The sequence below is a fragment of the Corallococcus carmarthensis genome (genome assembly GCF_003611695.1).
GTDB lineage: Bacteria > Myxococcota > Myxococcia > Myxococcales > Myxococcaceae > Corallococcus > Corallococcus carmarthensis.
This window is the reverse complement of record NZ_RAWE01000001.1, coordinates 78,372-91,303: the sequence shown is the minus strand read 5'-3', so window position 1 is coordinate 91,303 and position 12,932 is coordinate 78,372. Positions and strand designations below refer to the sequence as shown.

The 12,932-nt window shown below is 68.4% G+C and carries 7 protein-coding genes; 6 read left to right on the top strand and 1 reads right to left on the bottom strand.

What is annotated here, in order from left to right; all coding sequences use genetic code 11:
* Positions 1 to 40: 40 nt before the first annotated feature.
* A complete protein-coding gene (locus D7X32_RS00370) occupies positions 41 to 946 on the top strand; it encodes a LysR family transcriptional regulator (RefSeq protein WP_120600531.1) in 906 nt (301 codons plus the stop codon).
* Positions 947 to 1,147: 201 nt separating this feature from the next.
* On the opposite strand, the gene D7X32_RS00365 is transcribed toward D7X32_RS00370, so the two are convergent.
* Positions 1,148 to 1,996, bottom strand: coding sequence for a helix-turn-helix transcriptional regulator (locus D7X32_RS00365; protein WP_244238779.1), 849 nt, complete (start codon positions 1,994 to 1,996; stop codon positions 1,148 to 1,150).
* A gap of 53 nt (positions 1,997 to 2,049) precedes the next feature.
* Here D7X32_RS00365 and D7X32_RS00360 point away from each other — a divergent pair, with 53 nt between their 5' ends.
* The 5 genes from D7X32_RS00360 to D7X32_RS00340 all read left to right on the top strand — a co-directional run bounded on the left by D7X32_RS00360 (position 2,050) and on the right by D7X32_RS00340 (position 12,926).
* Positions 2,050 to 2,703 carry a glutathione S-transferase family protein gene (locus tag D7X32_RS00360; protein WP_120600480.1) on the top strand — a complete coding sequence of 218 codons (654 nt, stop codon included), beginning with the start codon at positions 2,050 to 2,052 and terminating at the stop codon, positions 2,701 to 2,703.
* 52 nt (positions 2,704 to 2,755) lie between these two features.
* A complete protein-coding gene (locus D7X32_RS00355) occupies positions 2,756 to 3,343 on the top strand; it encodes a TMEM175 family protein (protein WP_120600479.1) in 588 nt (195 codons plus the stop codon).
* 151 nt (positions 3,344 to 3,494) lie between these two features.
* Positions 3,495 to 6,410, top strand: coding sequence for a PQQ-dependent sugar dehydrogenase (locus D7X32_RS00350; RefSeq protein WP_244238778.1), 2,916 nt, complete (start codon positions 3,495 to 3,497; stop codon positions 6,408 to 6,410).
* Positions 6,411 to 6,757: 347 nt separating this feature from the next.
* A complete protein-coding gene (locus D7X32_RS00345) occupies positions 6,758 to 8,026 on the top strand; it encodes an SBBP repeat-containing protein (RefSeq protein WP_244238777.1) in 1,269 nt (422 codons plus the stop codon).
* Positions 8,027 to 8,552: 526 nt separating this feature from the next.
* Positions 8,553 to 12,926, top strand: a complete 4,374-nt coding sequence (locus D7X32_RS00340) for an Ig-like domain-containing protein (RefSeq protein WP_158625546.1) — start codon at positions 8,553 to 8,555, stop codon at positions 12,924 to 12,926.
* Positions 12,927 to 12,932: the final 6 nt, after the last annotated feature.

Below are 12,932 nucleotides of genomic sequence, written 5' to 3'. Positions count from 1 at the left end.
CATGCTTTCCAGGTATATCGACGGAATGGACAGGCACCGCATGCGACAGGTCGAATTGCGCCATCTGCGCTACTTCGTGGCGGTCGCTGAAGCCGGCAGCATGATGGCCGGCGCCCGCGCGGTCGGGATTGTGCAACCCGCGCTTTCCCGGCAGATCCGCGAGCTTGAAGAGGCGATCGGCACCCCGCTGTTGATCCGCCGCTCGACGGGCATCGCGCTCACAGCGGCCGGCGCGAGCTTTCTGCAGGACGCTACGCGCCTGCTCGCCGAGCTGCAGGGCAGCCGCGAACGTGCGCTGCGCTGCGCAGCCGGCCAACTCGGCGAGCTGCGTCTCGGCGTGCTGCCGAACTACTTCCCGTTGCCGGTGGTGTCGAACGTTCTCAAGGCCTTCCGGAACGCCTGCCCTGACGTCATGCTGTCGATCTCGCCAATGCTGTCGGCCGATCAGGCGACTGCGATCGCACGCGGAGATCTCGATGGCGGCATCATGGCGTGGCGGCAGGACGAGGCGCCACAGCTGTCAGGCATCCGGCTGCTGCGCGACCGGTTCGTGCTCGCGATGCTGTCCACGCCGGGCCAGCGCTTCCGCGCGCCCCGTCGACTGGCCGAACTCGCAGGCGCGCCGTTCGTCTGGTTCGATCCACTCCGGTCCGCCGCGCATCACCGGTTCTTGCTCGAGCAATGCCGGCGGGCCGGATTCACGCCGCGCATCGCGCAGGTCGGCAGCGACATCCCGACGCTCATCGGGCTCGTCGCGGCCGGCATGGGCTACGCGTTCGTGCCGGAAAGCACTTCACCGATGTGCCCGCGCACGGTGCGGCTGGTCGCGCTTGACGAGCTCGACGGCCGCTTCGACGTCGAATTTGTGTACGACGGTCAGGCGGACTCGCCGGTCGTGCAGCAATTCCTCGCGGCGCTGCCGCGCCCGATTCATCTGACCGAGTAGCGTCAGGGGCGGTAGGCCCCGAGCGAGAATCTCCGGGCGCTCCCAGGGAGATGAGCCGACGCCGGTGGCGTTCGGAATCGACACGCTCTGGAACGTGGTCGGGGGGCCGTGGAGCGGCCTGAACGACAGGTTCACGTCCTTCAACATCCATACGTCAATACAGTCATGCCAGACTCACTGCGGCAATCGTGACGTGGCTCATCATGACGCACCCGCGGTGTTCGCTCGGATCAACTGTTCGACCCCACGCGCGGAAGCGTCGTCCGCCGGGGAGAGGACCAACATGCTGAGGCCGTCGCTGTCATCGACGGAGAACACCGATGTCTCGAACACGAGCTCGCCGACATCCGGCCGGACGATCCGCCTGACCTTCACGCCGTGCGTGCTCAACTCATTTTCGGCCCACAGCCGGCGGAACTCCTCGCTCGCCGCCATCAACTCGTCGACGAGCGCGGCGGCCTCTTCGGATGCTCCCGCACGCTCGATGTCGACGCGAAACGCGGCGAGGCACGTGCGGCGCATGTCATCCCCATGCGGCAGGAACGCGGCGGATTCAGGGTGAAAGACCCGGCGCAGCATGTTGCGGTCGTGCTCGGGAATCGCGGCGTAGTCGCCAATCACCGCCACCGCGGCGCGGTTCCACGCGACGATCTGGAACGTCGGCGTCTTCACGAGCGCGGGCACGTGCAGGTTGTCGAGCACCCGCTGCAACGAGGGCGTGACCTGGGCGGGCGGCGTGTGGCGGCGCGGTGGCGGACGCGCGTGCGCGAGCAGGAACAGCATCTCGCGGTTCGTGTCGTCGAGCTCGAGCGCGCGAGCCAGCCGTTCGAGCACGTCGTCGGACGGCACGCCGCCGCGGCCTTGTTCGAGCCACGTGTACCAGGTGACGCTCACGCCAGCGCGCGCCGCGACCTCCTCGCGACGAAGTCCGGGCGTCCGCCGCCGCTCGGTCGAGGCGGGGTGAAGCCGCTCGCGGCGAACGCGGAGGAATTCGGGGAGGGTGGTAGTCGCCATACCGGTATGCGGGCCCGTCTTTTCCAGCGGATCCACGCAGCTTACGGTTCGCGCATGACCCGGACAATGCTCCGGGCGAGGGAGCGAGCATGCTGACGCTGCATCATCTGGGACGGTCACAATCAGAGCGGATCGTCTGGCTCTGTGAGGAGCTCGGGCTCGACTATGAGCTGAAGCGCTATCCGCGCCGGACCGACAACCGGCTGGCCCCGCCGGAATACAAGGCGCTTCATCCCATGGGCACGGCGCCCATCCTCACTGACGGCGACCTCGTCCTGGGGGAGTCCGGGGCAATCTGCGAGTATCTGCTCCAGACCCATGGCGATGGCCGGCTCGTGGTGAAGCGCGGCGAACCCGGGTTCGCCGACTACCTCTACTGGTTCCACTTCGCCAACGGGACGCTGCAACCGGTCGTCTTGCAGGTGAGGTATCTGGAGCGCGTCGACCCTTCGGACAAGAACGCGGTGCTGCAGGCGGCCAGGGAGCGCTTCAACCGGGTCTTCTCGACCCTGGAGAAGCGGCTGGGGGAGGCACCCTATCTGGCCGGCAAGGAGTTCACGGCGGCGGACATCATGACCGTGTTCTCGTTGACCACGATGCGGCTGTTCAAGCCGTATGACCTCTCACCCTGGCCCAACATCCTGGCCTATCTGCAACGCATTGGCGCGCGGCCGGCCTATCGTCAGGCGATGCAGAAGGCCGATCCGGATTTGACGCCGCTCCTGGGAGCCATTCCGGAATAGCATGACCGGCAGGGTCGTCCGCCAGGCGACTCACAGTGTGCGCGGGGGAAGCATGGACAAGAACCGGCTGGAAGCGTTCAGCGACGGCGTCATCGCCATCATCATCACGATCATGGTGCTGGAGCTCAAGGTGCCGCACAGCAGCGAGCTGGCCGACCTGCGGCCCCTGCTCCCCGTCTTCCTCAGCTACGTGCTCAGCTTCATCTACGTCGGCATCTACTGGAACAACCACCATCATCTCTTGCACACCATCAGCCATGTCACCGGCGGCATGCTGTGGGCGAACCTGCACCTGTTGTTCTGGCTGTCGCTGATCCCCTTCGCCACCGGCTGGATGGGCGAAAACCATTTCGCGTCCGTGCCGCTGGCGCTCTACGGCTTCGTGCTTCTGATGTGCGCCTTCGCCTGGTGGCTGCTGCAAACCCTCATGGTGGCGACGCAGGGCCGGAAGTCGACACTGGCGCTGGCGGTCGGGCGCGATCTCAAGGGCAAGATTTCGCCGGTCTTCTACCTGGTCGGCATCATCAGCGCCTTCTTCAATGGGCATTTTTCCGAGGCAGTCTATGTGCTGGCCGCGATGATGTGGCTGGTGCCGGATCGGCGTTTTGAGAAAGCCACGCCTGCAAGAGAGACGCGCTGATTCTTAAGTTGTTCCCGGTGAACAGGCTTTCAAGGTAAAACAGGACAGCACCACCAACGCTCCCGCAGCCCACGGGCCGCGTGAGCCTGTTCAACCGGGAGAAGTCGCGATGCAATCACAGGTGAGAACGAGTGTACGAGCATGGCATCCCATGCCGCTCTTCGTCGTATGCGCTGTCCTCTCCCTCGCCGTGGGCTGCTCGACACCGGAGGCCCCGGAGCTCGCGGTCGCGCGCGCGGGCGCGGTCGTTCAAGACGCCAACTTCGCGGACTCCGTCTTCGTCAGCGGCCTCCAGGGACCGACCACCATGACCTTCGCGCCCGATGGGCGCCTGTTCGTCTCGGAGAAGAACGGCGCGCTGCGCATCGTCCAGAACGGCCAGCTCCTGGCGACTCCGTTCGTGACGCTCGCCGTGGACACCGACAACGAGCGTGGGCTGATGGGCGTCGCGTTCGATCCCAACTTCGCCAGCAACCACTATCTGTATGTCTATTACACGTCGGTTGCCGGCAGCATCCACAATCGGGTCAGCCGCTTCACCGCCAACGGCAACGTGGCGGTTCCCGGAAGCGAGCTGGTGCTCGCCGACCTTCCGACGCTCGACGCCGCCAACCACAACGGCGGCGCGGTTCGCTTCGGACTCGACGGCAAGCTCTACGTTTCGGTCGGAGAGAACGCCGTCTCCTCGAACTCGCAGAGCCTGAATACGCCCCTTGGAAAGCTGCTGCGCTTCAACCCGGACGGCAGCATTCCCACGGACAATCCGTTCTACGCGGCCGCCACCGGGCTTGCCAAGGCGACCTGGGCGATGGGGCTGCGCAACCCCTTCACCTTCGACGTTCAGCCCGGCACGGGGACCCTGTTCATCAACGACGTGGGCGAAGGCGGCTGGGAAGAGATCAACCGCGGCCAGGCCGGTGCCAACTACGGCTGGCCGATGACTGAAGGCTACTTCACGAATCGCCCGGAGCTCACGCAGCCGTTCTTCGCGTACCCGCATGGCTCCGGCACGGCCGCCGGCAACTGCATCGCAGGCGGGGCCTTCTACAACCCACCGGTCTCGGCGTTTCCCAGCGCGTACGTCGGTCAATACTTCTTCGCGGACTACACCAACGATTGGATCTCACGCATCGACCCGAACACCGGCGCGCGTTCGCTGTTCGCGACGGCCGCCGCGGGCCCCGTGGACCTCGATGTGGGTCCCGATGGCGCGCTCTACTATCTGGCGCGTGGCGCGGGCCAGGTGGGCCGCATCGCCTACACGGCGTCGCTGCCTCCGAGCATCGCGCAGCAGCCGGCGAGCACGTTGGTCTCCGTCGGCTATCCGGCGACCTTCACGGTGTCGGCGAGCGGCGAGCCGCCTCTCACCTACCGGTGGCAGCGGAACGGCGTGGACATCGCCGGCGCCACCTCGCCGAGCTACGTGCTGAACGCCGCGCAGCTCGCTGACAGTGGCGCGCGCTTCCGCGTGGTCGTGACCAACGGGCTTGGCTCGGCCACCAGCGCCGAGGCGGTGCTGACGGTGACGTCCAACAAGCCGCCGGTGGCCACGATCGCGACGCCGGCCGCGGGCGCGACCTACGCCGCGGCCACCAACATGCTGTTCTCCGGCTCGGCCAGCGACTTGGAGGATGGCGCGCTGCCTCCGAGCGCGCTGACCTGGAGCATCACCTTCCATCACGATACCCACACGCACCCGGCCATGGCCGACACCACCGGCATCACGAGCGGGAGCTGGCCCATACCGAGCATCGGCGAGAGCTCGGCCAACGTCTGGTATCGCGTGCGGCTCACGGTGCGCGACTCGATTGGACTCACCCACACGACGTATCGCGACGTCCTCCCCGTCACGGTACCGCTCAGGGTCACCAGCGTGCCGAGCGGGCTGCAGGTGCTGATGGACGGGCGGCCGTTCGCGGCGCCGCATGACACGACCGGCGTGGTCGGTGTCGTCCGCTTGGTGGGCGTCGACTCGCCGCAGTACGCGAACGGAAAGTTCTGGGCGTTCTCGTCGTGGTCGGACGGCGGCGCGCAATCGCACACCTTCACCACGCCTGGCAGCGCGGCCACCTACACGGCCACGTTCGTCGAGACCTCGGGCGGGAGCTGCTACCAGATTCAAAGTGAGCGCAGCGACAAGTGGCTCAGCATCGACACCGCGGGCAAGGTCGTCGCAGGCAGCGCGACGCAAGCAGGAGGGCAGATCTTCCAGCTCGTTCCGAACGGCACCCAATTCAAGCTCAAGGGCTCGGGCGACGCGTTCCTGGCGGTCGTCACGAACCAGCTCGCGATGAGCGCCAACTTCGCCAGCGGTGAGTCGTTCACGCGGCTTGCCTGCGGCTATGGCGGGCGCAATCGTTTCGGCTTCCAGGCTTCGTCGGGGAGCGCGCCCCATTGGAAGGAAACCACGCTGGGCGGGCCGATCCAGAGCGGTGACGGCGGCAATGGCGGCGCCTGCAACCCGGCCGATGGCGGCGCATGGGAGGGCTTCTACCTCGAACTGGTGGCCTGCCCGGGTGGCAGCACCGGCCCCGTGTGCGGCAACGGCACGGTCGAGAGCGGCGAGCAATGCGACGATGGCAACACCCAGCCGGGGGATGGCTGCGATGCGACGTGCCACATCGAAACCAGCAGCAGCACGGGCTGCTTCCGCATCCAGAGCGAGCGCAGCGACCAGTGGCTCACCGTCGACGGCGCGGGCAAGGTGGCCGCGCTCGGCACGACGCAGACCGGTGGCGCGATCTTCGAGCTCGTCACGAGCGGCGCGAAGTACAAGCTCAAGGGAGCGAGCGGCGCGTACCTGGCGGTGGTCGCGGACCAGCTCACCGTGAACGCCACGCTCACCACGGCGGAGGCGTTCACCCGCTACGACTGCGGCATCCACGGCGGCCGCAATCGCTACGGCTTCGAATCGTCGACGGGCACCGCGCGCAACTGGAAGGAGAACACCACCGGCGCTCCCATCCAGAGCGGAAATGGCGGCAACGTGGGCATCTGCAATCCCACCGACGTTGGCGCCTGGGAAGCCTTCTACCTCGAGCCCGCGACCTGCCCGACGGCGGGATGATGCGGACCGGTGCCTACCCGAAATCCGGGTAGGCACACCCCGCTTCCTGCTCGCGTCCCGCTGGAGCGACGTTGCTCCCTTGGAAGTCCCGGTTTCTCCAGGCGTGTCCCCGACAGGCTGGCTCCAATCCCTTTCAACGACCTGTGCCTGTCTCGACGTGTATCGGGTCTGCCACGGTGCATCATTCGCATCCGGGTCAGCGGCCACTCGGGGCCGAGTGAGACACGGCCTGTTGCGTGTCTTTCCCTACCCATCTTCCGCGCGCCTGTATCTCGTGGTCTTGCATGGGTGCCGTGGCGACAGACCTGCCCACGGTTCGGTCCCCCCACTGAGAAATGGAGTTCGTGATGAAACACCCCCTCTTGAGCATGTTCGGGTTCGCCAGCGTCATCTGCGCCGCGGGTGCCCCCGCTGTCGCCGAGGCCCAGGTCCCGGCCCCCTCCTGGGTGCGCCAGCTCGGCGCCAACCTTGACGAGCAGGCCAACGCCGTGGCCGTCTCGGGCACGAGCGTCTACGTGGCGGGTCAGACGACCAGCCAGCTCGGCGCCGACCCGAAAGCCGGCGGTCAGGACGCGTTCATCGCCCGGTACGACACCGCCGGCAACCTCCAGTGGGTGCACCAGCTGGGCACCACGCAGATGGACCGCGCCACCGCCGTGGCCACCGACGCGGACGGCAACGCGTACGTGGCCGGCACCACCTTCGGCGGCCTCGACTTCTACACGAACGCGGGTGGCATCGATTACTTCATCGCCAAGTACGATGCCGCTGGCAACCGCCTGTGGTTGCGTCAGAACGGCACGCAGATGGATGACTTCGCCACCGGCATCGCCATTGGCGCGGACGACACCCTCTACTTCGCCGGATACACCGGCGGCAGCTTCGCCAACGGCGGCAATCCCAACAACTACGACATCGTCGTCGCGCTCTACGACACGGCGGGCAACCCGTACTGGCTCCAGCAGTACGGCACCGCCACGGGCGACATGGCGCGCGGCATCGCCGTCACGCCCACCCACGAGGTCTACGTCGTCGGGAACACCCAGGGCAGCCTCGACGGCTCCAGCACGCCGGGGACCAGCGACATCTTCCTGCTCAAGCTCAACATCCTCGGTGTCCAGCAGTGGGTCCGGCAGATCGACGCGGGCGACCTCGATGACGCCAAGGGCGTTGCCGTGGGCCCCGACGGCGGTGTCTACATCGCTGGCGACACGTTCGGCAGTCTGGACGGCAACACCAACAACGGCACCATCGACGTGCTGCTCGCCCGCTACGACAGCGCCGGCAACCGCGACTGGAGCCGCATGCTTGGCGGCACTCAGCCCGACTACGCATTCGGAGTCGCCGTCACAACGGACAATGTCGTGCAGGTTGTCGGCTACACCTACGGACTCGCCGGCATCCCGTCCGCGGGCGGCTCTGATGCCTTCCTCACCCGGTACGACGCGCTCGGTACCGCGCTGGGTGCCCGAACGCTGGGCACCTCGCGCCCGGACATCGCCTACGGAGTGGCCGTGGATGCCTCCGGCAACACCTACGTCGCTGGACAGACCTTCGGAAGCCTCGGCGGCAACACCCACGCCGGCGGCTACGACGCCTTCCTCGCCCGCTTCTGATTTGACAGACATTCCCGGGCTCCAGGCTTGACGCGGGATTCCGGACGGCCACCGGCAGCGCCCTTCCCGGCAGTCCACGGGGAGGGCGCGCTCGCCACGCCCGCCATTTCCAATCCATCTCATTGCCTGAATCGCGCAGGCTTGCATTTCGGGCGATATGGGCTCGCGTCCCTGGCGTTCAAGCCCCAGCGACCTTCCCCATGGCCTTCAAACGTTCTTGCCTCTTACACAGACGGCTGCCGTCGACATACCCTGCGACGGGCGAGCGGGTTGCGGGCCGGAGCACCACCTTCTTCGATCTTCTTCAGGAGCATCCGACATGTTTCGCGACGGCCGTCCGCGGTCTTCCCATTCCTTCCTGGCCAGGCTCTGGCCGCTATTGCTGGGCCTCCTGTGGCTCCACTGCAGCCCCGCGGACCCTTCCACCGGGGAGCCCCCGGCGCGGCCGGCACAGCAAGGCCAGGCCCTGGAACGGGAGGGAATGACGGGCGGGGTGAAGGCGGCGAGCTGGAGGTCCGCCCGCGCCATGTCGGGGATCCGCGGCGAGCACACGGCGACGCTGCTCCCGTCAGGCAAGCTGCTCGTCGCGGGAGGCGCCAACATCCTCGGCGACGGGATTCCCGGCACGGAGATCTTCGACCCCACGACGGGCACCTGGGCTTCCGCCGGCGCCATGGCCCTGGCCCGGAAGAATCACACGGCGACGCTCCTGCCCGATGGCAAGGTGCTCATCGCGGGAGGCGCCAGCACCTACTTCGGCAGCGGCCTGGCCAGCACGGAGGTGTATGACCCCGCGACAGGTGCCTGGACGTACGCGAGCCCCATGGTCAGTGCCCGCCGGGAGCACACGGCGACGCTGCTGCCCACCGGCAAGGTGCTCGTCGTCGGCGGCCGGTCCGGAAGCAACTACCTGACCCTCGCGGAGGTCTACGATCCCGCGACGGGCACCTGGACCGCCACCGGCTCTCTGCCCGCGCCCCGGGCCAGCCACACGGCGACCCTGCTGCCCGACGGCAAGGTGCTCGTCGCTGGCGGCTGGAATGGAGATGCCTCCCTGAACAGCGTGAGCGTGTATGACCCTGCGACGGGCGCCTGGACCTCCACCGGCGCGCTGGTCTCTGCCCGGAACGGCCACACGGCGATGCTGCTGCCCAATGGCAAGGTGCTCGTCGCCGGCGGCAACGGCCTCAGCGCCGAGACGTATGACCCCGGGACGGGAACCTGGACGACGACCGGCTCCCTCGCCACCGCGCACGACGGCGCCACGGCAACCCTGCTGCCCTCTGGCAGGGTGCTCATCGCGGGAGGAAACGGCCCCTCCAGCGCCGGCACGGAGGAGTATGACGCCGCGACGGGCACCTGGACGACCACCGGCGCCCTGTCCATTGGCCGGTACCACGCCACGGCGACCCTGCTGCCCTCGGGCAAGGTGCTCGTCGCGGGAGGCTCCAACTCCGGTCAATCCCAGCGCAGCGTGGACCTGTATGACCCCGGAGCGGGTGCCTGGGCTTCCACGGCCGCTCCTGCTTCGGCCCACAATGGCCACACGGCGACGGTGTTGCCAGATGGCACGGTGCTCGTCGCTGGCGGCTCCAACGCCGCCGGCCCCCTGACCGGCGCCGAGGTGTATGCCCCCACGACGGGCGCCTGGGCTTCCACGGGCTCCATGGGCACCGCGCGCTCCAGGCACACGGCGTCGCTGCTCCTGACGGGCAAGGTGCTCGTCACCGGCGGCTTCAGCGCCAGCGGCACCCTGGCCAGCGCCGAGGTGTATGACCCCGCGACGGGCACGTGGACTCCCACCGGCACCATGGACTCGCCGCGGGAAGGCCACACGGCGACGGTGTTGCCAGATGGCAAGGTGCTCGTGGCTGGCGGCATCAACGGCAGCGCCCTGACCAGCGCCGAGGTGTACGACCCCGCGACGGGCACGTGGGCGACCACCGGCGCGATGGGCGACCGTCGAGACCGCCACACGGCGACGCGGCTCCCCAATGGCAAGGTGCTCGTCGCCGGAGGGTCCGACCCCGGCGCCAGGTTCACCGCGGAGCTTTACGACGCCGCGACGGGCACCTGGAGCGAGACCGGCAGACTGAACATCCAGCGCTACGACCACGCGGCGACGATGCTGCCCAATGGCAGGGTGCTCATCGCCGGGGGTGACTCCGGCAGCGGTTATGTGCAGCGCACGGAGGAGTATGACCCCGCCAGGGGCATCTGGCTGCTGATGGGCAGCATGGCCACGGGCCGCGTCTCCGCCACGGCGACGACGCTGACCTCGGGCAAGGCTTTCATCATCGGGGGCTCCAGCACCACCAGCTCCCTGGCCAGCATGGAGGTCTATGACCCCGGGACCGGCGAATGGGCTTCCGCTGACACGTCCTTGAACACGCCCCGGACAGGCCATGCGGTGACGCTGCTGCCCGATGGCAAGGTGCTCGTCACCGGAGGCTCGAGCAATGGCAGCCCGCTGGTCAGCGCGGAGGTGTATGAGGACACGGGAGCCCTCGCTGCGTGGCGTCCCGGGTTCCAGGCTCCGTCCGCGGCCTTGAGACCGCAGACGGCCATCCAGCTGACCGGCAATCACTTCCGAGGAGTCTCGGAGGCCAGCAGCGGGAACTCCCAGAGCTCCGCCACCAACTTCCCGATGCTCGGCCTGATGGCGGTGGAGGGAGGCGCCCAGACGCGGATGCCCCGCGGGAACTACTCGGACACCTCGGTGACGGGCACCGTGCCCTCCGTCCAGGCTGGCTACTACTTCCTCACTGTCATCACGAACGGCATCCCGGGTGGGCGCATGGTCCTCGTGCAAGGGACGCCCATGGTGCCTCCGGTGGTGCTGACGCCCGCGAACGGCGCCGTGTTGACGACCACGACCCCGGTCATCTCCGGCACGGCCGAAGCCGACAACACGGTGACCGTCCTCGTGGATGGGCAAGCGGCGGGGACCGCCCAGGCCGATGCCGGTGGGAACTGGAGCTTCACTCCGAGCACCGCGCTGTCTCAGGGGACGCACTCCGTCACGGCCCGGGCAACGGATGCGGCTGGCAATACCAGCCCTGACGCCCCCTCGCGCTCCTTCACCGTGGACTCGGTGGCGCCTGATGCCCCGGTGGTGGCGACGCCCGCCAATGGCGCCGTGGTGAAGACCGTGAACCCTGTCATCTCCGGCACGGCCGAGGCCGCCAGCACGGTGACCGTCCTCCTGGATGGAGTGTCGGCGGGGACCGCCAAGGCCAATGCCGGAGGAAACTGGACCTTCACACCGAGCACCGCGCTGTCTCAGGGGACGCACTCCGTCACGGCCCGGGCGACGGATGCGGTGGGCAATACCAGCCCTGACGCCCCCACCCGCTCCTTCAGCGTGGACTCGGTGGCACCTGACGCCCCGGTGCTGCTGACGCCCGCCAACGGCGCCGTGGTGAAGACCGTGAACCCTGTCATCTCCGGCACGGCCGAGGCCGCCAGTACGGTAACCGTCCTCCTGGATGGGCAGGCGGCGGGGACCGCCAAGGCCGACGCCGGGGGAAGCTGGAGCTTCACGCCGAGCACCGCGCTGGCGCAGGGGACGCACTCCGTCACGGCCCGGGCAACGGATGCGGCTGGCAATACCAGCACAAACGCCCCCTCGCGCTCCTTCAGCGTGGACTCGGTGGCGCCTGGCGCCCCGGTGGTGGCGACACCCGCCAACGGCGCCGTGGTGACGACCGTGAACCCTGTCATCTCCGGCACGGCCGAAGCCGGCAGCACGGTGACCGTCCTCGTGGATGGACAGGCGGTGGGGACCCCCCAGGCCAATGCCGGTGGGAACTGGAGCTTCACGCCGAGCACCGCGCTGTCTCAGGGGACGCACTCCGTCACGGCCCGGGCGACGGATGCGGCCGGCAATACCAGCCCTGACGCCCCCTCGCGCTCCTTCAGCGTGGACTCGGTGGCGCCTGATGCCCCGGTGGTGGCGACGCCCGCCAACGGCGCCGTGGTGACGACCGTGAACCCTGTCATCTCCGGCACGGCCGAAGCCGGCAGCACGGTGACCGTCCTCGTGGATGGACAGGCGGTGGGGACCCCCCAGGCCAATGCCGGTGGGAACTGGAGCTTCACACCGGCCACCGCGCTATCGCAGGGGTCACACACCGTCACGGCCCGGGCGACGGATGCGGTGGGCACGACCAGCCCTGACGCCCCCACCCGCTCCTTCAGCGTGGACTCGGTGGCGCCTGCGGTCCCGGTGGTGGCGACGCCCGCCAACAGCGCCGTGGTGAAGACCGCGACCCCTGCCATCTCCGGCACGGCCGAGGCCGCCAGCACGGTGACCGTCCTCCTGGATGGACAGGCGGCGGGGACCACCCAGGCCGATGCCGGTGGGAACTGGAGCTTCACCCCGAGCACCGCGCTGGCGCAGGGGACGCACTCCGTCACGGCCCGGGCGACGGATGCGGCCGGCAATACCAGCCCCGACGCCCCTTCCAGCTCCTTCAGCGTGGACTCGGTGGCGCCTGAGGCCCCGGTGGTGACGACGCCCGCCAACGGCGCCGTGGTGAAGACCGCGACCCCCGTCATCTCCGGCACGGCCGAAGCCGGCAGCACGGTCGTCCTCTCCGTCGACGGCAACGTCATCGGGAGCACCCGTGCGAACAGCGACGGCACCTGGCGCTTCGAGCTCGCCGAGGGCCTTTCTTCGGGAAGCCACACGCTGGTGGCCAGCGCGGTGGATACCGAGGGCAACCAGGGTCCGGCCTCCGCCCCGACGGCCTTCACGATCACGCTTCCCTCCACCCAACCGCAGCCGGAAGAAGGAGGGGGATGCACCGCCGCCCCCGCTTCCGCCGTCAGCTGGATGGCGGTCGCCGTTGGACTCAGCGCCCTGCGCCGCCGCAAGCGTCAGGGAGCCGTGAAGTAACGCTGT